Raw genomic sequence first — 20,164 nt, forward strand, 5'->3', positions numbered from 1 at the left:
GGAGGAGCGGCTCGTCCCGCTGGGATGTGGTTTAGAAGGGTGGGATTTCGTCCAGCAGCGGGGTGAGATCGAGCTGGTGGAGGGCGTCGGGGTAAGGGGTCGGCTCGAAGGCGCCGACGGGTCGGCCGGGGCGAGGCCCCCGGCTGGTGATCCGTGGGGGCCGCCCCGGGCGGTTGATACGACCGGCAGCGGCGGCCGGCGAGTTGGGCGTTCGGGCAGCGAGGTCCAGACCGTGCTGAAGCCGAGTCATCACCGCCTCGTCGACGGCGGACGCCAGCTCCTCCGGCACGCGCCGTGCAGGAGCGGCCAGCTGACGCGGCCCGATGCGGCGGGGCAGGAGGGTGATGGTCCCGTCTGGGGTGCGGCGGTAGCGGGCCCCGGTGGGGGTAGTCCAGACCAAGGCGCCACCGAGGCCGCCACTGCGGCCGCCGCCGTCCCGGTAACCGTCGTCCGGGTCTTGGCGGGTCAGCGTCCATCCGGGGGTGTGCTTGAGACGGTGGTGGGCCTGGCACAGGCTGGCCAGGTTGTCCAGGCTGGTAGTCCCGCCCCGGTCCCAGGGGTTGATGTGGTCGATGTCGCAGCGGAAGGCCGGGACCGTGCAGCCCGGGAACGCACACTCCTGGTCCCTGGCTCGTACGAGGTCGCGTAGACCGGCCGGGGGCCGGTAGTGGGACCGGCCCACATCCAGGACGGTGCCGGAGACCGGGTCGGTGACCAGCCTGCGCCAGACACCGCCGGCGGCGAGGGCCCGAGCGGTGGCGGCGGGCACCGCCACTCGGCCGGCGCCGATCACAACCTCCGCCGTCGGCACCGCCTCGGCCGACGGCGCCGCCGATCCGGGCGGGGCCACTGGCACGGACGGGACCACGGGTACTCCGGCCGAATCTCTGCCGTCGCCGACAGGAAGACTCGCCCCGCCGACAGCTGGCAGAGTTCCGCTGCTTTCGGTGGGCAGACTTCCGCCGCGCGCAGCGGACGCAGTACTCCCGCTAACGGGCAGGTCCTCCCCGCTGCAGGTGGGCGGATCTTCGCACCCGTCTGCTGGCGGGCTGCCGGCGGCGAGCCTGTTGTCATCGGGCAGCAGCAGGTTCAACGGAACCGTGACGTCAACATTGATACTGATCCCGGGCGGCGGGTAGACCGGCTCGGTACCAGACGGCGTCCACCACGGACGGGAGGGCTCCACCAGACCGCTGAGAGCACCCAGCAGGCCTGCCAGCGGCACCCCATCCGGCAGCAGGCCAGCAGCCTCAGTCCCAGCCGCAGCGGAGACGCCTGCACCGGCTACACCCCCGGCTCCGTCAGTGACGACTGGTGTCGGCAAGCCGGAGACCGTCGGTGTCCGCGGACCACCATCGCCGTCGCTTCCGCCGCTTGCATCGTCACTGCCACCGCCGCGGCCATTGTTGGGGCTGGTTCGACAGGCCAGATTCTGGCTGCCTTGCAGAGTGCGAAGCGTCATGCCGGTGATGGCGTCGGCCCGCAGCTGCCCCAGGCTCCGCTCATCCCCGGCCGCCCGCGCGGACGCGGCGATGGCGTCCAGGGTCGCGTCCAGCAGCAGCGCATCCAGGCTCGGCAGTACCAGCCGCATCTCATGGACGCCCTCACCGGCCTGGCGGGGCCGAGTCATGTGCCGGCCCGCCACGTTGCGCTTGCGGCGGTGGCCAGCACCATCGGGATCCAGAGCGGCCAGGGCCCGATCGATATCTCTGCCCAGCTGAGAACACGTGCGGCGCGGGGCACGCGCCAGCACCCGCTCCTGCACCCCCACAACCACCTCAGGGGCGGCGTCCCCCAGGCGCCGGATGACCAGGGCGGTCTTAGAGGCGTCCAGTAGCCCGGCCCGATGCAGGGCCTCCGTGGGCGCGAACTCGGGTTGCAGCAGCGCATTGCCACGATCCAAGAGGCATCCGGCGCTGCTGCGGGTGGCGCCCAGGCGGGCGGCGATCTCCCCGCTGGTGGTGAATCGTTGCTCCTCGGCTGTTATGAACGGCCCGGGTTTTCCGCCTGGCCCCCAGGGGGCGACCCCGCGGTTCATCTCCGGTGTACGTGCCAGACAGGCAGCCGCCACGCCCTCGCACCAGGCGGCCCAGGCGCCCAAACGGTGGCACGCTCCCACCAGCTCGCTAAGCCCCTCCCCGCCCAGGCAGGCCAGCGCGTCAACGCCCGTCGCCCCGCCCCAGTCCGGACCCAGCCGCCCGGCCGCCTGCGCCAGCTCCCGCTCACCCGGACTAGTGACAGCCGCCAGCAGCCTGTCGGTGTCAGCAATCCCCAGAACATCCGCGACCTCCACCACGTCATCGGTGGGGCCGGCTCCGCCGCCGGAATCGGCGCCGACGGCTTTGTCGGGATGGGCGGGCGCCAGCAGCACCGACAGCAGATCCTCAACCAAGCCCGCCAAACCCGCGCCGGCCGGCACCCCCGCGAGGCGCTCAACCAGGCTCTCCGAGTCCGCACCCGCAGCGGCTGGGAGCTCCGGCCCGGGCGCGGCCCCCGCCGGGACGGCTACGGTGCGCGCCGCCGTCCTTTCGGCAGCGGGCAGGCCGATAACTCCCGCCCCGGCACCCCGGGCGGGTCGGCTCTCAACACCCCCGCCTTCGAACATATGTACAAGATACCGCGTGGGTCCGACACGAACTCGCCCCACTTCACTCCCGCGTACGACCCATTAACGAGATATGCATCACACTCCTTGCGCGCCCGCCTCCCCCGCAAGCCGACCCGCCCGCCCCAGGCCGAGACGAGGAGCGTCCCGGGGCCCGGCTGGACAGATCCGGCGGGGCAGAGCCCCGGGAGAAACCAGACCCGGGCTCAGGCCACGGCCACCGCGGCAACCGCGAGCGCCGCCAGAATCCACGAGGTCATCGAGCCGATGAGGAACTCCTCCGCCTTGCGGCCGTCCTGATCCTAGTTGATCTCCGGGAAGCGGATCACACCCTTGGCGGCAATGACCGCCGCGACCGCGGCCTGCGCTCCGGCCGCCGCGAGCAGGAGGATGAGGATGCGCTCAAGCGGGCCGATCCAGCGCCCACCGCGCATCGCCGCGACCAGCGGTCTCAGCGCGCCCGCGGATGACTGTGAACCACGGGCGAGCTCAAGGACGGCCGACACCAGCCCGTTCGCCGGCACTCCCAGGAGAATCACCGCACCCACCACGGCGCACGCCCGCGCCACGGACGTACCAACGGGAGCGGCCAGTACGGCACAGACTCCGACGGCTACGACGATCGCGACGAGCGACACCGGCCCGCTCCACTCGGCGGGCGCCAGCGCATCCCAGGCGCTCCACGCGACCGGTACCGCGATGGCGACCGCAACGCCTGCGGCCGAGAGCCCCAGCGGCCCTCGGGCGAGGAGGATTCCGACGACGACGAGAGCCCCGGTTCCGGCGGCGACGGCTGCCGCCCGCCGCGCCGAGCTCCCCTCGCCGACGAGTCGCCGCTCCAGGACGGGTAGGGCACTGGCGAGCCCGGCCAGCAGCAGCACAAGCGCGGTCATCACTGTTCCTCTCTCGCCGCGGTGACGGCGTCGGCCGTGGTGACGGCGTCGGCCGGGGTGACGGCGTCGGCCGCAGTGACGGCGTCGGCCGCAGTGACGGCGTCGATCAGGGACTGGGCCTCGATGAGGGCCGCTCCCGGGCCGCGGGAGAAGTCGGAGACGGCCTGCTGACTGACCTTCTCCGCCCGGGCCACCTCGACCTGGGTGGCGCCGGCCAGAAGCGCCGCGGTCATGCGCCGCTGGCGCGGACGCAGCCGGGCAACGGCCTGGTCGCGCAGCAGGAGCAGCGCATTGACAACCGCTTCGCCCTCGCCCGCCGCCCCGGGGACGTCGACGGCGGTATCCCGCGCCACGCGCATCCAGGTGCGGCAGAACTCCCGGCCCGCGTCCTGGACGGTATGCGCCTGCTCGATAGCCTCCCGAGCCGCCCACCAGGCGCTGCCGTCCTGAATGCCGATGCCGGCGCCGTCGGCGGCGGAGATCGTCTCCACCCGCCCGGCACCGATGCCGAAGCGCAGGGCCAGTCCCTCGGGCAGAAGCAGTTGAGTGCGCAGGGTGAGCGTCAGGGCGGCGGGCAGCGAGGCGGCAATGGCCTGGAACTCGTCGCCAACGGTGGCGACGGGTTTCTGCGGCAGCGCCAGCCCCGCGGCCGCCCGCGTCAGCGCATCGGCGAAGACGGCCTGCGCGGCGTGGCGGTCGGTCAGACGCCGGGATCCGACGATATCGGCGATGATGGCGTAGTAGACATCCACGCCTTCACGGTAGCGCTTGTATTTCTCTCATTACAAGGGCATCCGCGGAGAGTCGCCGGGGAGCCCGCAGCGCCCTGCGCGCCCGTGCCCCTACTCCCCCGGCAGCACGCCCCCGGCCGCCAGGTAGCACTTGCCGCACAGGGACTCGTAGGTGACGTCGGCGCCGTCGATGGCCACCTGGTCGCCGTCGAAGACGAATGCATCATCCACCTTGCGAGCGTTGAAGATGGCCTTGCGTCCGCAGCGGCAGATCGTCTTGAGCTCCTCCAGGGAGTGGGCGATCTCCAGCAGGCGCCGCGATCCGGGAAAACTCAAGGTGCGGAAGTCGGTGCGAATCCCGTAGGCGAGCACGGGGACGTCGTCGATGAGCACGATCTCCATGAGCTGATCGACCTGCGCCGGGGTGAGGAACTGCGCCTCATCGACCGGTACGCAGTCGACCGCCTCGAGCGCGCCGACCCGCGGGTCGGCGGCGCGCTCCCCCAGGGCGGCACGGCGCACGAGGGCACGGACGTCGTCGGTGGCCGTGACGAGCAGGTCGACGCGGCGGGTCATCCCCAGGCGGGAGACCACGGTGTCATCGCCCTTGGTGTCGACGGCGGCCTTGATGAGGAGCACCCGTTGCCCCCGCTCCTCGTAGTTGTAGGCGGTCTGGAGCAGCCCAGTGGTCTTGCCCGAGTTCATGGCGCCGTAGCGGAAGTAGAGCTTGGCCATGCGTGTTCCGATTCCTCTCCCGGAGCGGGGCTTGCTCCCTCTGCACAGTCCCCGACACCCGCCTGTCGGGTCCGGGGCGACCCGCCACGATGCTACCGGGCCGGTCCGCATTCATCCCCGCTACCGATGTCCGCCACAGGTGCCGCCCAGGGCGGCTTTATAGGCTCTTGCCCTATGCAGCAAACCATCGCCGCCCCGCAGCGGGATCTCCGGCCGCTTCTCGCCCTCGTGGCAACGGCGGCGATCGGCGTATTCGCATGGCTCGCGGTCAGCACCGAGTTCGGGCACTCCCTGGCCGCCTACGATCCCGCGGTGACCACCTGGACGGTGCGCATGCGGCACGGACTTGTTACCGCGGTGGCGTGGCCGCTCACGCACCTGGGCGGCACACTCGGGCTGACGCTGCTCACGCTGGCCGTCTGCGCGCTCCTGCTGCTGCGCGGGCGCAGAGAGCACGCCCTGGTACTGGCCGGGGCCATGATCGGCTCCTCGTCACTCACCGTGCTGCTGAAACTCGTCTTCGCCCGGTCGCGCCCAGCGGCCTCGCTGCTGCTGGGAGAGCCCGCCTCCTCCTGGGCCTTCCCCTCCGGGCATGCGTTCAACACCGGGGTCTTCGCAGGAGTCCTGGCGGGCTTCGTGCTGTTCTCGACGACGGCGCCGGCCCGCAAGGTGCTGGCAGCCGCGGCGGCCTGCGCCGCCATTGTGCTGGTGGGCCTGTCGCGCATATACCTCGCCTATCACTGGCTCACCGACGTGCTCGCGGGCTGGAGCATCGCCCTGGCCTGGCTGTGCGTGGTCGGCGTCATCGTTCTCACCGTTCGACGGCGTCCCCGCATGCTCCCGGCAGGAGGCGGTCCGCGGGCGCCCGCGGCGGGTTCGGGGCGGCCTCGGGATCAGGCGTAGACGCCGTCGATCCACCAGCGGCCAGAGCGGGCGAGCAGCAGGGGCGGCCCGGTATCGGTAACGACCTGCAGGTAGGCGCGCCGCGACGCGCCCCCGGGCCGCCACCAGTGCTCGTCGACCGGCCAGGGACCCGCCCAGAAGACGACTCGCCGCCGTGCGCTCCAGCCCTCCGGCTCACCACCCCAGCCTCCGCCCCACTGCGGCGCACCCCCTGCAGCGGAGGACTCCAGAGTCACAGCGACCGGCGTGGCGGTCAGCTGGCCCTGACGGTCGACGCCGACATCCCGCCCTTCGCGGTCAAGAAGACGGGCGGGCAGTGGCTCCGGAGGAACCAGCGCGGGCGAGGGGGACGGCAGGGCGCCGTTCCAGGGGGCGGGGGGCGGGACGTTGCCGGAAGTCTCCCCCCAGCCGACGAGGATGACGCGTGAGCGCGGGTCGCGCCCGGGACGTGGCACGGGAACGCGGAGACCGCCGGCGCCGAGGAGGGATTCGACGCGCCCGGCGGCGCGGTGCGCCCGGCGCTCCGCCTGCTCCCCGGGAGCGGCCCACAGGCCGGCCTGGGCGGCGCCCGCGGGGGCAAGACCGAGGGCGACAAGGCGGAGTCGGATCAGGGGCGCAGCAGGCGGACGTCCGGAGCGGCCGGCCAGCCAACCCTCCAGCTGCCAGCGCACACGGTCGGTGAGCTCGGCGGGCGTGGGAGTGGTGCCGAGCAGCCAGGAGCGCCCCAGCTCCGCCCCGTTCTCACACCGTGCCTCCACACGGAGTTGTTCGGCCGACATCCCCAGGGAGACGAGGCGCGCAGACAGCTGCTCGGCGAGAGAACGGGCTGCCCAGGCCGCGGTGTCGGCCCGCTCGATGGGAGGGTCGAGCGCAGTCTCCGCTGCGACGTCGGCGGCCGGGCGGGCGGACCGGGGCGGGGCCTCCCAGCCCCCGGAGGCGAGACGGTGCAGGAGCTCCCCCGTGGGCCCGAAGCGGGCGGCGACGTCGCGGCGCGGCAGAGCGGCGACGTCGCCCAGGCGGTGCAGGCCGAGCCGGCCGAAGTCCTCCAGGAGGGGGCGGGCCCGTCGACGCCCCTGCTCCGTGGCCAGGGCGTGCAGCAGACAGTCCAGCGGCCAGGGTGCGAGGAAGCCGGGGGTGGTTCCGGGTGGGACGATGACGCCCCGGCGGGCGGCGAGGACGACGCCGAGCAGGGAGTCGGCGATGCCGACCTGGCACTCGACCCCCGGCCCGGCGGTGACGGCCTCTACGAGGGCGGCCGCCAGCTGCTCCTCACCGCCGGCCCACCGGGCCGGGCCCCGGGCGGTGGACAGGGCCAGCCCGGGACGGGCGACCAGCGGATCGGCGAGAAGCTCGGAGAGGGCCTCCATGACGGCTTCGTAGGCACGGGCTTCGCGGTCGGGCTGCGGGGGCAGGACGACGAGCCCGGGACACAGCGACCGGGCCACACGCAGGCGCATGCCGCGGGCGATGCCGGCTGCGCGGGCCGGCGCCGAAGCGGCGATAACGCCCCTTCCGCCCACGACGGCCACGGGGGCCAGGGCCGGATCGGGGGTATCGGGACGGCGCGCCTCCAGGGTGAGGGCGACGACGGGCCAGTCCGGCGTCCACACGGCGATTAACCGTGGCTCGCGAGGGTCCGGAGCCGAGTTCGGAGCGGGCGGGCCCGCGGCGGGGACGGGGGAAATCATGCGGTTTCCTCCTGGGGGTTGGGCGCATCGGCTCCACCGACGAGGACCAGGCGCGGTCGCGGCGTGGGCGTCGGAACGGCGCGGGCCTCGGGGGCCGTGGGGGACAGATGCGCACCGGCGGCGTCGAGCAGTAGGCGCACCTGCCCGGGACGGTGGGGGCTGCGGAGGGTCCAGGCGAGATGCTGCAGGTAGCCTCCGGCCAACTCCTGCGGGAGCGGCTCATCCGGAGCGCGGCTGCGCAGCGGGACTACGACTGCGGCAGAACCGCCCCGCGCCTGCGGGCTAGGCGAGAAGGCGGGCTGTGGGCCTGCCGTAGCGAGGTCCGTAGGCAGCTCGGTGCCGACGTCGGCGGGCTGAGCGGTCAGGGTGCGCGCCCCCTCCCAGGGGGAGGGGGTGAGAATGAGGTGTCCTCGTTCTCGGGCGCGGGCGAGGAGGGTGCGGCGGTCGCGGGGCCGCAGGCCAGCGGCGACCGTGGCGGAGACCAGGAGTACGGCAACGCCGTCCAGCAGGGCCCCGAGGACCGCCGTGAGCAGCTCGGGCGGCAGTTCCGCGGCGGGAACGGCGAGGACTCGGGAGAGGTCGAGACCGGCCTCGGCGGCGGCCCGCCACCCCAGCCCCTCGCAGCCCACGACCCCGCACCAGTCCTCCTCCCCCTGGCGGCGGGCGGCCAAGACGAGCAGCGCACCGGCCGATCCGGTCACGGTCGCCACGCCGACGGACTCGGCTCCCGTCGGGAGGAGGTTCACGCCCCCCGCTTCCTCCGCCCCCTGGCGGAGCATCGGAACCGCCAGCGCGGCGGCGCCGGAGCCACGCATATCCCGGGAGGCACCGCCGAAGGCGCGGGAAACCTCCCAGGCGCCCCGCCCGCGGAGGCCTGTGCGTTCCTCGGCGCGCGCGAGGGCGGTGCGGGCCGCGGCGAGGCGGTCGGCACGTACCGCGCCTCCGGCGACGCCGACGCCCTGCTGGGTCTGTCTCATGGTTCCTTACTCCCGACGGGAACACCTATCGAACACCTGTTCGATGTTCGATTGCAAGAGTAGTGACGCCCTCCGACACGAATCGCATCCGAGCCGCGTCTAAAGTGGTGGTCATCACCCCGGTCAACAAGCCGACCGGCGCTCCGCTCAACTCCGAGGAGGTCCGCCATGACCGCAGATCTAACGCGCCCCCGCCCGCCCTTCCCTTACGACTCGCTTCCTCCGCTGCCCGCCTTCACCCTGGCCTCCGACGACCTCGTCGACGGCGGGCGCATGCCCGACCGCTTCACCGCGGTGCATGAGAACATCTCCCCCGAGCTGCACTGGTCGGGCTTCCCGGCCGCCACCCGCTCCTTCGTGGTCTCCTGCTTCGACCCCGACGCCCCCTCCCCGGCCGGCTGGTGGCACTGGACGGTGCAGGATCTGGACGCGTCGGTCACCTCCCTGGCCCAGGGCGTGGGCGAGTCCGATCTCCACCTCGATGGCGCCGCCTTCCACGCCGTCAACGACTCGGGCACGCACGCCTGGTCCGGCCCCTACCCGCCGGCGGGCGACGGCGACCACCGCTACGTGTTCGCCGTGCACGCCCTGGACGTGGACACCCTGGGCCTGGAGGACGATGCCTCTCCGACGACCGTGGCCGCGCAGTGCTCCTTCCACGCCATCGCCCGGGCCCTGCTGACCGTCACCTACTCCCAGCCGGGCGAGCCCGGTGCCGCGCCCTTCCTCCAGGAGGCGTAGCGGCTGAGCGACCGACCGGCGCCCGCTCGCGCTGCGCGGCTCAGGCGGCGCCGGGGAAGCCGAGGGTCCGCCAGGCCTCGTACAGGCCGACGGCGGCGGAGTTGGCGAGGTTCAGCGAGCGGCTGCCGGCGAGCATGGGGATGCGCGCCCGCCCGGTGACGCGCGGATGATTCATGATCCGCTCGGGCAGGCCGGTGGGTTCAGGGCCGAAGAGCAGGGCGTCATCGTCACGCCAGGCGATGTCGGTGTAGAGGGTGGAGGTGCGGGCGGTGAAGGCGAAGATGCGTCCGGGCACCTGCTCCAGGCACGCCTCCCAGGTGGCGTGCACGCGCGTGCGGGCCAGGTCGTGATAGTCCAGACCTGCGCGGCGCAGCTTGGCGTCATCCATGTCGAACAGGGGGTCGACCAGGTGGAGCGTCGCCCCGGTATTGGCGCTCAGCCGGATGGCCGCGCCCGAGTTCCCGGGGATGCGGGGCTCGAAGAAGATGACGTGCAGCACGCGGGACATCCTGCCACGGCCCCACCGGCTGCTTGGCGCTGGTGGGGCGCACCGTCTCCGGGCGGGGTCAGCCCAGCGAGTCCAGGACGAGGTTGAGGCCCTCCCCCATGGTCGGGTGGGAGATGGGGGCGTCGCGCAGTTGCTGCCAGGGCATGCCCGCGAGCATCGCCACCTGGACGGCGGTGATGACCTCCCCGGCGCTCTCACCGATGATCGCGGCGCCGAGGATCAGGTCGGTGTCGGCGTCGATGATCAGCTTGTAGAAGCCGCCGGTCGCGCCCAGGGTCCTGGCGCGGGGCACCGCGGCGGTGGGGGTCTTGGCGACGCGCACGTTGTGCCCCGTCTCCCGCGCCTGGGCCTCGGTCAGGCCGACGTGCCCGAGCTCTGGGGTGGTGAACACGGTCCAGGGTATGACGCGCCCGGCCGTGGAGGCCTCACGGCCGTCCAGCAGGTCCCGCAGCACACGGAAGTCGTTCCAGGAGGCGTGGGTGAACATGGGGCTGCCGGCCACGTCGCCTGCGGCGTACACGCCCTCGGCCGTGGTGCGCAGGTGGTCGTCCACGCGCACGAAGCCCCGCTCGGTCAGTTCGACCCCGGCCGCCTCCAGGCCCAGACCGGCAGTGACCGGGGTGCGGCCCAGAGCCACCAGCAGGTGGGAGCCGGTGGCCTCGCGGCCGTCCTCCGTGCGCACCACCACCGGGCCGGAGCGGGCGGGGCAGCGCACGGCATTCACGCGGGCGCCGGTGAGGATCTCCACACCGAGGGCCTCGAGCCCGGCGGCGACCTCCGCGGCAACATCTGCATCCTCCCGGTTCAGCACGTGCTCGCCGGAGTGGAGCAGGGTCACGGGCACGCCCAGCATTCCCATCAGGGAGGCCATCTCGACGCCGATGACCCCACCGCCGAGGATGATGAGGTGCCCGGGCAGCTCGGGCAGGCCCAGCAGGTCCTCGCTGGTCCAGTAGGGGGCGTCGGCCAGTCCCGGAATGGCGGGGAGGGCCGGGGTGGTGCCGGTGTTGATGAGGACGCGCCGCCCCCGCACCCGGCGCACGGCGCCGTCGGCGGTGGCGATCTCGACGGTGCGCGGGGCGATGAAGCGGGCGGAGCCGCGCACGAAGTCCAAGCCGGAATCGGCGAACATGGTCTCGTGAGCGGCAACCATGCCGCCCACAACGGCCTCCTTGCGTGCCCGCAGCGCCTTCAGGTCGATGTGGGCGCGGGTCAGCAGCGCGGTGTCGTCGCGGGAGCTGGAGTCGTCGGCACCGAGCTCGGGCAGGGCGACGCCGTAGGCGCCGGCCCCCTGCACCTGATGCAGGACGCGGGCGGAGGTGATGAGGGTCTTGGTGGGGATGCAGGCAACATTGATGCACGTGCCGCCAACCTTGTCGCGCTCGACCATGACGACGTCGTCTCCCTTGCGGGCACGCGCCATGGCCAGCGACTTGCCCGCCTTGCCTCCGCCGACGACGAGCAGGTCAACCTCCTGAACCTGCCCGGATGCGGTGACCGTGGTGTCGGTGACGCCCATTGCCTCTCCTCGTTCTTTTCCGTGGCCTGACTTAGGCCGCCGTGTCCCACAGGCAACGCCTGGTAAGGCGGGGTTCATTCCCGCCCCGGCCCCGACGGCGCCGTAGACTCCCGTCGGGATCCTGCCCAAGCTGCTCTCCGATGCTTCGCCACCGAAAGGACTTCTCTATGAGTCAGCTGCGTGAACCGGCCGATGTCTTCGCCGAGACGCTCGGATGGCAATCCGCTCTCGAGCGGACCGATCTGCTCGCCCCGCCCGTGGCCGCAGCACTGCAGGCTCCCGCCGCCACCGACGCCGATCAGGACCTGGCGGGCGCGGCGAAAGTGGTGGAGATTGATCCCGCCCTATCCGACACGGATGCGCTGAACACGGAGTACTCGTTGAACCCCGAGGCCACCGGTAACTGCGTGCTGGTGGCCGGCAAGCGCTCCGGTGAGCGGCGCCTGGCGGCCTGTGTGGTGCGGGCAACCGACTTCGCTGACGTCAACCACCGTGTCAAGCAGCTCCTCGACGTGCGCAAGGCGTCCTTCCTGCCCATGGAGCAGGCAGTCGAGATGAGCGGCATGGCCTACGGTGCCATCACCCCGGTGGGCCTGCCCACCGACTGGCGGCTGCTGATCGACGCGCAGGTGGCCGCGCGCGACACGATGCTCATCGGCTCCGGCGTGCGCCACTCCAAACTGCTGGTGCCCGGAGCGCTGCTCGCGGCCCTGCCCGGCGCCGAGGTGATCGAGGGCCTGGGCATCACCCCTGCCTAGAGCAGCAGCACCCGACATGACGGCTCTCTCGTGTTTGAAGGCGTGGGGGCGGGGTGTCTCAGCTGCCTGGTCACGCTGGCAGGCAGTTACCGATGCCATTGCCGGCCGTAAATCCGGGTGCGGGCCGCGCTCGCAACCGCGTACGGCGGCGTCCCGCTACCGTCAGCTCATCTCCGGCACCATCTCGATGGCGCCGCAGGGGCACTCCTCCGCGCAGATGCCGCAGCCCTTGCAGTAGTCGTAGTTGAAGGCGTAGCGCTTGCCCGGCTCCAGCTTGATGACGGCGTTGTCCGGGCACACCCCGAAGCAGTTGTCGCACTCGAAGCAGTTGCCACAGCTCATGCACCGCCGGGCCTCGAACAGGGCGTCATCCGCGCTGAGCCCCCGGACCACCTCGGCGAAGGTCTGGGAGCGGCGGGCCCCCTCCAGCCGCTCACGCACCTGCTGGGGCGCGTCGGAGTAGTACCAGGAGTTGATGGCGCCGATCTGGGCCAGCCGGTGGCGCTCCGGGGGCTGGTAGACCTCGCCGCGCAGATAGGCATCGATGGCGCGGGCGGCCTTCTTGCCGTGGCCGATGCCCACCGTGACGGTGCGCTGTGATGGAACCATGTCCCCGCCGGCGAACAGTCCCGGGTAGCCGGTCATTAGCTGATCGTCGACCTGCACCACGCCGTCCTCGATCGTTATTCCTTCCACCCCGTCCACCAGGCCCAGATCCGACTCCTGCCCCAGGGCCAGTATCAGGGAGTCGGCGGCCAGATCCTCGAACTCGCCGGTCGGCTGCGGGAAGCCGGTCTCGTCCAGCTCCATCCGCTCGATGCGCAGCTTGCCGGCGTCGGCGTGCTGGACGGTGGACAGCCACCGCATCTGGATGCCCTCCTCCAGGGCCTCGACCACTTCGGAGTCGTGGGCGGGCATGCGCTCGCGAGTACGCCGGTAGACGATGATCGCCTCCTCGGCACCCAGGCGCTTGGCGGTGCGGGCGGCATCGAGGGCAGTGTTGCCACCGCCATAGACCACTACACGTCGTCCCAGCATGAGCTGGTCGTCCACGGCGCCCTCACCGCTCTCACCTCCGCCTGCCACATCCTTGAGCATGGTGACGGCGTCAAGGATGCGGGCGGTCTCGCCGGCCGGAATGTAGGCGCGTCTCCCGATCTGGGCGCCAACGGCCAGGAAGACAGCATCGAACTCGCCGGAGGCCAGCTCCGGCGCGATGTGGTCCACCTTGCTGTCCAGGACGAAACGGACCCCCATGGCCTCGATGCGGGCGATCTCGGCGTCGAGCACATCACGGGGCAGACGGTAGGCGGGGATGCCGTAGCGCATCATCCCACCCGCCTTGGGGGCGGCGTCGCGGACGGTGACGGCGTGGCCGCGGCGGCGCAGCTGGTAGGCGGCGCTCAGGCCGGCGGGCCCGGCCCCGACTATGAGCACGTGCTTGCCGGTGTCCGGCGCGCACGGCTCGGGCGCCCACCCCTGCCGCAGCGCCTCGTCGCCCAGGAAGCGCTCGACGGCGTTGATGCCCACGGCCTCGTCCACCCGGCCGCGGTTGCATGCGGTCTGGCAGGGGTGGTAGCACACGCGTCCCATGACGGCGGGCAGCGGGTTGTCCCGCATCAGGGTGCGCCAGGCCTGCTCGTAGGAGCCGTCCTCGGCGTCGTAGAGCCACTTCTGGATGTTCTCCCCGGCGGGGCAGGCGTCGTTGCAGGGCGGGAGGAAGTCGCGGTAGACGGGGCGTTCCACGCGCCAGGCGCCGGTCTTGTTCTCCAGGGAGGAGGCCGTGGCCAGGGTGATGGCGAAGGGGAGGACCCTGCCGGTCCCGGCGTCGGTACCCGCGGGTTCAGGAGTGGAGGTGGTGGTCATTTCAGTCCTCCTTGGGGGCATTGTTGAGGTCGGCGCGCGCTCCCAGGGCGGAGGCGGCACCGGTGGCCGCGTCGTTCAGCACGGGGGTTGCATCGGTCCGGTCCAGCAGGCCGTAGCGGCGGATGTTGCGGTCGGCGAGAGCCTGGATGCGGCCGATCGTCTCCTCGTCCCGAGTGGGGCGGAACAGGTGTGCGTAGCGGCGCTGGAGCACGAGATAGTCCTCCACCGGCACCTGACGGCGAATCGGACTGACCCCGGTGACCTCGCCGTGCTCCGCCTCGAAGACGGGGAAGAGCCCGGACTCCACGGCCAGGCGGGCGATGCGCACGGTGTAGGAGGACTTCGATCCCCAGCCCAGGGGGCAGGGGACGAACACGTGGATATAGCGAGGGCCGTGCAGGCCCATGGCGTAGGCGACCTTGCGTTCCAGATCGTGCAGGTCCGCGACGGTGGCCGTGGCCACGTAGGGGATCTCGTGGGCCATGGCGATGCGGGGCACGTCCTTGCCCTGGCCGAACACATTGCCCGGGGTGTCCCCCACCGCCTGGGTGGTGGCGGTGCGGGCCGCCGGTGGAGTCGCGCCCGAGCGCTGGACCCCGGTGTTCATGTAGGCCTGATTGTCGTAGCAGACGTACAGGATGTCATCGCCGCGCTCGAACATTCCGGACAGGCAGCCGAAGCCGATGTCCACGGTGCCGCCGTCGCCTCCCTGCGCGACCACGCGGATGTCCTCACGCCCCTTGGCCTTCAGTCCCGCGGCCACCCCGGTGGCCACGGCCGGGGCATTGCCGAACAGGGAGTGGAGCCAGGGCAGGCGCCAGGCGGACTCGGGGTACGGGGAGGAGAAGACCTCCAGGCAGCCGGTGGCGTTGACGGTGACCAGGCTGCCTCCAGCGCCCGCGGCCGCCGCCGAGGCGGCGTCGAGCACGTAGCGGGCTCCCAGCGCCTCACCGCACCCCTGGCAGGCGCGGTGCCCGGAGGTAAGGGTGTTGTGGCGCTCCCGACTGGACTGGAGGGAGCGGACCTCCGGCAGGAGCCGGTTGCCCACGGCGAAGGAACCGACCTGGTAGAAACGTACCCGGCCCCCCGGCTGCAGCGGTGGGGCGGGAGCGGGGGTGGACGTCGTCGTCATGATGCTGCTCCTTCCGTGTGAGAGCCGACTGCCGCCAGGTGCGCGGCGACGGCGGCCTCGTCCAGATCCAGGAACTCCAGGGTGGCGAGTTCGCCCCGGTCGGCGCGGCGCAGGGCCTCGGCCAGGGAGGCCGAGGTGATTTCCCGTCCGCCCAGCCCCGCGGCCACCGTGGTCAGGGCGACCTCGCCGGCGCGGTCCCACAGCACGCGCCGCAGGTCCTCCTCGACGATGCCGCCGCGCCCCAGGGAGAAGGCGCGCTCCAGGCTCACCACCCGGGTGGCTCCGGCCAGCGCGCGCGCCATCGCGGCGTCCGGGAAGGGACGGAAGGAGGTCAGGGCCACCAGGCCGACCGCCACGCCGCCCTCGCGCAGGGAGTCGATGACGTCCTTGAGGGTACCGGTCACCGACCCCAGGGCCACCACCACCGTGTCGGCTCCCTCCGTGCGATAGGTGTGGAGCAGCCCCCCGGAGTCCCTGCCGAAGGCCTCGGCGAACTCCCGCCCCACGCGCTCGACCACCTCGATGGCCGCCTGCTGCTTGCGATGCGCCAGGTAGCGGACCTCGGTGAAGGCCTCGGGTCCCACCATCGCGCCGATGGTGACGGGATCATCCGGGTCGAGTGATTGCACCGGCTGGAAGGGGGGCAGGAAGGCATCCACCTGCTCCTGCTCGGGAACGTCCACGCGTTCCACTGCGTGGGTCAGGACGAACCCGTCCATGCACACCATGACCGGCAGGCTCAGTTCCTCGGCGATGCGGAAGGCCTGCACATGCAGATCAGCGGCCTCCTGGTTGTCCGCGGCGAAGAGTTGAAGCCAGCCGCTCTCGCGCTGGCTCATGGTGTCGGACTGGTCGTTCCAGATGTTGATGGGAGCACCGATGGCCCGGTTGGCCACGGTCATGACAATGGGCAGGCCCAGACCCGACGCGTTGTAGACGGCCTCCACCATGAACAGCAGCCCCTGGGAGGCGGTGGCCGTATAGGCCCGGGCGCCCACGGCGCTGGCGCCGATGGCCACTGACTGGGCCGCGAACTCGGACTCGACGTTGACGTACTCGCATTCCAGCTCCCCGACCTTGACCAGGCGGGAGAGCTCCTCCACGATGTGCGTCTGCGGCGAGATGGGATAGGCGCACACGACATCGGGGCGGCAGGCGGCCACGGCGGCCGCCACCGCCTTCGACCCCTCGATCTCACGCAGCACCGGCGTCCTCCTCGTGGTCGTGGGTGGTCAGGGTCCGGGACTCGGCAAGCTTGCGGGCCAGCTTGTCCGCGACGATCTGGTGGGCGGCCCGGGCGGCGGCGATGTTGCGCTCACCCACCGTTCCCGGGAAGCGGTCGGCAACGGCGGCGCACACGGCCTCAATGCCGAGCACGTCGGTGACGGCGGTGAAGGCCCCCAGCAGGACGGCATTGGGCAGGGGACGCCCCAGGTGTTCCATGGCCAGTTCCGTGGCCGGCACGGTCAGGCGGTGTTCCGGGGGAACTGCGGCTACCGTGGCCGGATCCAGGTCGAAGGTGGCGAAGGGCCGCGAGGAGTTGATGAGCGCGTAACCGCCCGGACGCAGACCGGCGAAGACGTCGATGGCACCCAGCAGCGTGGGGTCCTGGATGATGACCGCGTCCGGGGTGAGCACGGGTTCGTGGGTGCGGATCGGGCTGGTGTCGATCCGGCAGTAGGAGACCACCGGCGCCCCCGTACGCTCGGAGCCGAAGGATGGAAAGGCCTGGGCGTAGCGGTCCTCCTTGAAGGCGGCGTAGGCCAGCAGGTCGGCCGCGGTCACCACCCCTTGACCGCCTCGACCGTGGATACGGATCTGGAACATCGGGCCTCCTTGCAGGGCGTCCGTAGGCGCCGTCCTAGTTCACGCCCCACTTTATGACACCGAGTCCTATTCATGAGCTCTTTCACATGTCGCGCCTCAGGAGCCCGTCATTTAGTCCTGACAATCCGATGCGTGTGCGTCACCGTTCCGGCAGTGCGCGGGCCCGGCGCCCACGGCGCCATCACCTCCGTCTCCGCCCGAGCAGCAGCCGTCCACCCCTCCGCCGAAGCCACTCCCGGGCGGGTTCCTGACCACAGGATCAGCGCCTGGCGCGCCCTTGACGCACACCCGACCCGCAATAGCGGTCGACTCGCCCAAAACCGCGTAACCACGCCAAAAAGACAACGTAGTCTTTCCGTAATTGCCGGTGGCGAAGCGAATGCCTAGCACGCGGGTCTGCCCTCCGCGGCGCGCCCGAGCCCGCGAGGATGCGCCGCCCCGACGAACGTCGTCGTCGGCGCGGCGCATCCTCGGCGGACAACCTGCCGGTTACCGCTACTGCTCGCCGCGGGCCAGGCCCCGCAGCACGTACTGCAGGATGCCGCCGTTGCGGAAGTAGTCCGCCTCGCCGGGAGTGTCGATGCGTACGGTGGCGTCGAAGGCGGTCTCGCCGCCGTCGGCCCGGCGGGCGGTGACGGTGACGGTGCGGGGGGTGACGCCGTCGTTGAGGGCGGTCAGGCCGGTGATCGAGTAGGTCTCGGTGCCGTCCAGGCCCAGCGAGGCCGCCGACTGTCCCGCGGGGAACTGCAGCGGCACCACGCCCATGCCAATCAGGTTGGAGCGGTGAATACGCTCGAAGGACTCGGCGATGACCGCCTTGACCCCCAGCAGGGCCGTGCCCTTGGCCGCCCAGTCCCGGGAGGAGCCCGAGCCGTACTCCTTGCCGCCCAGCACCACCAGCGGCACGCCCGCGGCCTGGTATGCCTGGGCGGCGTCGAAGATCGACTCGGTCTGCCCGGTGAGGAAGTTGCGGGTGTAGCCGCCCTCCACGCCGTCGAGCAGCTGGTTGCGCAGCCGGATATTGGCGAAGGTGCCGCGGATCATGACCTCGTGGTTGCCGCGCCGCGAGCCGTAGGAGTTGAAGTCCTTGCGCTCCACGCCGTGGGCCGCCAGGTAGCGGCCGGCCGGAGAATCGGCCTTGATGGCGCCGGCCGGGGAGATGTGGTCGGTGGTTACCGAGTCTCCCAGCAGGGCGAGTACGCGCGCACCCGTGACATCTTCCACGGGGGTCAACTCCATGGTCAGGCCCTCGAAGAAGGGGGCCTTGCGCACGTAGGTGGAGTCCTCGTCCCAGGTGAAGGTCTCCCCCTCGGGGGTGTCCAGTCCCTGCCAGCGCGCATCGCCGGCGAAGACGTCGGCGTAGTCGCGGGTGTACATCTCCCGGTCGATGGTGGCGTCGATGACGGCCTGCACCTCGGTGGGGTCGGGCCAGATGTCGGCCAGGAATACGTCCTGGCCGGCGGCGTCCTGCCCCAGCGGCTGCGTGGCGAAGTCGAAGTCCATGGTTCCGGCCAGGGCGTAGGCGATCACCAGCGGCGGGGAGGCCAGGTAGTTCATCTTGACGTCGGGGTTGATACGCCCCTCGAAGTTGCGGTTTCCGGACAGCACCGAGACGACCGCCAGGTCGGCGTCGTTCACCGCGGCCGACACCTCGGCGGGCAGCGGCCCGGAGTTGCCGATGCAGGTGGCGCAGCCGTAGCCGACCAGGTTGAAGCCGAGCTCGTTCAGGGCGGGCCACAGCCCGGCCTTCTCGTAGTAGTCCGTGACCACCTGGGAGCCGGGGGCGGTGGAGGTCTTCACCCACGGCTTGGAGCGCAGCCCCTTCGCAACGGCGTTGCGTGCCAGCAGCCCGGCCGCCACCATCACCGACGGGTTGGAGGTGTTGGTGCAGGAGGTGATCGAAGCGATGGCCACATGACCGTGGTCGAGGGTCACCTGCGTGCCGTCCGCCAGGGTGACCGGCGTGGGCTTGTGCGGCTCGGCCGCATAGGTGGGCAGCGTCCGCTCGAAGGCCGCCTTCGAGTCGGCGAGCTCAATACGGTCCTGGGGGCGCTTGGGGCCGGCGATGGAGGGCACCACGGTGGACAGGTCCAGCTCGAGGTACTCGGAGTAGGTCGCCTGGCGGGACGGGTCGTGCCACAGCCCCTGCGCCTTGGTGTACTCCTCCACCAGCCGTATGTTCTCTTCCGAGCGGCCGGTCAGGCGCAGGTAGTCCAGGGTGACGTCGTCAATGGGGAAGATCGCGGCGGTGGACCCGAACTCGGGACTCATGTTGCCGATGGTGGCGCGGTTGGCCAGCGGCACCGCGGCCACGCCCTCGCCGTAGAACTCCACGATCTTGCCGACCACGCCGTGCGCGCGCAGCATCTGGGTGATGCTGAGCACCACGTCCGTGGCGGTGGCGCCGGCGGGGATCTCCCCGGAGAGCTTGAAGCCGACCACGCGGGGAATCAGCATGGACACCGGCTGGCCGAGCATGGCGGCCTCCGCCTCGATGCCGCCCACGCCCCAGCCGAGCACACCCAGGCCGTTGACCATGGTGGTGTGCGAGTCCGTGCCCACGCAGGTGTCCGGGTAGGCCTGGGTGACGCCGCCGACCTCCCGGGTGAATACGGTGCGGGCCAGGTACTCGATGTTGACCTGGTGGACGATGCCGGTGCCCGGGGGCACCACCCGGAAGTTCGCCAGCGCGCCCTGCCCCCAGCGCAGGAACTGGTAGCGCTCGGCGTTGCGCTCGTACTCGCGCTCCTTGTTGCGCTCCAGCGAGCTCGACAGGCCGAAGGAGTCGATCTGGACCGAGTGGTCGATGACCATCTCGGCGGGGGCCAGCGGGTTGATGACCTCGGGGTCGCCGCCCAGGTCGGCCACCGCCTCGCGCATGGTTGCCAGGTCGACGATGCAGGGCACACCGGTGAAGTCCTGCATGACCACCCGCGCCGGGGTGAACTGGATCTCGGTGTCCGGATCGGCGGCGGGATCCCAGGCGGCCAGGGCGCGCACATGATCCGCGGTGACGTTGGCGCCGTCCTCGGTGCGCAGCAGGTTCTCCGCCAGGACCTTCAGGGCGTAGGGCAGCCGGTCCAGGCCTTCGACAGCGTCGAGGCGGTAGATCTCGTAGGGGCGTCCGTCCACGTCGAGGGTGGCGCGGGAGTGGAAGGTGTCAAGACTCGTCAAATTCGTTCCTGTTCATCCTGGTGCGCGCTGGCGCACGGGGCTGCACTCAGCTAGGTTCAGCTGCGGTCACGGTAGCGGACCCGCCTTCATCCGCCGTCAACACGGCC

16 protein-coding genes are annotated in these 20,164 nt (G+C 71.5%); 3 read left to right on the forward strand and 13 right to left on the reverse strand.

The window, feature by feature from the left end; all coding sequences use genetic code 11:
- Nucleotides 1–31 precede the first annotated feature (31 nt).
- From BLR49_RS08475 to BLR49_RS08490, 4 genes are all read right to left on the reverse strand, one after another.
- Entirely contained in the window at nt 32–2,605 is a 2,574-nt protein-coding gene (locus BLR49_RS08475) for an HNH endonuclease signature motif containing protein (RefSeq protein ID WP_092536366.1), read from the reverse strand.
- Between the two features lie 302 nt (nt 2,606–2,907).
- Nucleotides 2,908–3,498 (reverse strand): hypothetical protein, encoded by a 591-nt coding sequence (locus BLR49_RS08480; RefSeq protein ID WP_245690568.1) that lies wholly within the window; start codon nt 3,496–3,498, stop codon nt 2,908–2,910.
- Nucleotides 3,498–4,250, reverse strand: coding sequence for a SatD family protein (locus BLR49_RS08485; protein WP_092536369.1), 753 nt, complete (start codon nt 4,248–4,250; stop codon nt 3,498–3,500). The genes BLR49_RS08480 and BLR49_RS08485 overlap by 1 nt, the downstream gene beginning before the upstream one ends.
- Nucleotides 4,251–4,340: 90 nt before the next feature.
- A complete protein-coding gene (locus BLR49_RS08490; protein WP_092536372.1) occupies nt 4,341–4,964 on the reverse strand; it encodes a thymidine kinase in 624 nt (207 codons plus the stop codon).
- Nucleotides 4,965–5,138: 174 nt separating this feature from the next.
- Here BLR49_RS08490 and BLR49_RS08495 point away from each other — a divergent pair, with 174 nt between their 5' ends.
- Entirely contained in the window at nt 5,139–5,867 is a 729-nt protein-coding gene (locus tag BLR49_RS08495) for a phosphatase PAP2 family protein (protein ID WP_092536375.1), read from the forward strand.
- On the opposite strand, the gene BLR49_RS08500 is transcribed toward BLR49_RS08495, so the two are convergent.
- Both BLR49_RS08500 and BLR49_RS08505 read right to left on the reverse strand, forming a co-directional pair.
- Nucleotides 5,858–7,555, reverse strand: coding sequence for a DNA polymerase Y family protein (locus BLR49_RS08500; RefSeq protein WP_092536378.1), 1,698 nt, complete (start codon nt 7,553–7,555; stop codon nt 5,858–5,860). The two genes, BLR49_RS08495 and BLR49_RS08500, sit on opposite strands and share 10 nt — an antisense overlap.
- Nucleotides 7,552–8,532 (reverse strand): serine/threonine-protein kinase, encoded by a 981-nt coding sequence (locus BLR49_RS08505; protein WP_092536380.1) that lies wholly within the window; start codon nt 8,530–8,532, stop codon nt 7,552–7,554. Before BLR49_RS08505 ends, BLR49_RS08500 begins: the two co-directional genes overlap by 4 nt.
- Before the next feature lie 168 nt (nt 8,533–8,700).
- Here BLR49_RS08505 and BLR49_RS08510 point away from each other — a divergent pair, with 168 nt between their 5' ends.
- Nucleotides 8,701–9,273: a YbhB/YbcL family Raf kinase inhibitor-like protein gene (locus BLR49_RS08510; RefSeq protein WP_092536383.1), complete on the forward strand. Its 573-nt coding sequence runs from the start codon at nt 8,701–8,703 to the stop codon at nt 9,271–9,273.
- A gap of 40 nt (nt 9,274–9,313) precedes the next feature.
- Here the strand turns inward: BLR49_RS08510 and BLR49_RS08515 are convergent, their stop codons facing one another.
- Both BLR49_RS08515 and BLR49_RS08520 read right to left on the reverse strand, forming a co-directional pair.
- Nucleotides 9,314–9,772, reverse strand: coding sequence for a tRNA (cytidine(34)-2'-O)-methyltransferase (locus tag BLR49_RS08515; RefSeq protein WP_092536386.1), 459 nt, complete (start codon nt 9,770–9,772; stop codon nt 9,314–9,316).
- A gap of 67 nt (nt 9,773–9,839) precedes the next feature.
- Nucleotides 9,840–11,300 (reverse strand): dihydrolipoyl dehydrogenase family protein, encoded by a 1,461-nt coding sequence (locus BLR49_RS08520; protein ID WP_092536389.1) that lies wholly within the window; start codon nt 11,298–11,300, stop codon nt 9,840–9,842.
- Nucleotides 11,301–11,467: 167 nt separating this feature from the next.
- Here BLR49_RS08520 and BLR49_RS08525 point away from each other — a divergent pair, with 167 nt between their 5' ends.
- Nucleotides 11,468–12,058 carry a YbaK/EbsC family protein gene (locus BLR49_RS08525; RefSeq protein ID WP_092536392.1) on the forward strand — a complete coding sequence of 197 codons (591 nt, stop codon included), beginning with the start codon at nt 11,468–11,470 and terminating at the stop codon, nt 12,056–12,058.
- A gap of 162 nt (nt 12,059–12,220) precedes the next feature.
- Here the strand turns inward: BLR49_RS08525 and BLR49_RS08530 are convergent, their stop codons facing one another.
- From BLR49_RS08530 to acnA, 5 genes are all read right to left on the reverse strand, one after another.
- Nucleotides 12,221–13,924 carry an NAD(P)-binding protein gene (locus BLR49_RS08530; protein ID WP_092536395.1) on the reverse strand — a complete coding sequence of 568 codons (1,704 nt, stop codon included), beginning with the start codon at nt 13,922–13,924 and terminating at the stop codon, nt 12,221–12,223.
- Nucleotide 13,925: 1 nt separating this feature from the next.
- Nucleotides 13,926–15,056, reverse strand: coding sequence for a thiamine pyrophosphate-dependent enzyme (locus BLR49_RS08535; RefSeq protein WP_092536398.1), 1,131 nt, complete (start codon nt 15,054–15,056; stop codon nt 13,926–13,928).
- Entirely contained in the window at nt 15,053–16,261 is a 1,209-nt protein-coding gene (gene porA, locus BLR49_RS08540; RefSeq protein ID WP_092536401.1) for a pyruvate ferredoxin oxidoreductase, read from the reverse strand. The genes BLR49_RS08535 and porA overlap by 4 nt, the downstream gene beginning before the upstream one ends.
- Complete coding sequence (locus BLR49_RS08545) at nt 16,251–16,883, reverse strand: 2-oxoacid:acceptor oxidoreductase family protein (RefSeq protein ID WP_092536403.1); 633 nt, start codon at nt 16,881–16,883, stop codon at nt 16,251–16,253. Before BLR49_RS08545 ends, porA begins: the two co-directional genes overlap by 11 nt.
- Nucleotides 16,884–17,378: 495 nt before the next feature.
- Entirely contained in the window at nt 17,379–20,057 is a 2,679-nt protein-coding gene (gene acnA, locus BLR49_RS08550; protein WP_092536406.1) for an aconitate hydratase AcnA, read from the reverse strand.
- Nucleotides 20,058–20,164 lie beyond the last annotated feature (107 nt).

Source organism: Actinomyces ruminicola (assembly GCF_900103885.1).
Taxonomy (GTDB): Bacteria; Actinomycetota; Actinomycetes; order Actinomycetales; family Actinomycetaceae; genus Actinomyces; species Actinomyces ruminicola.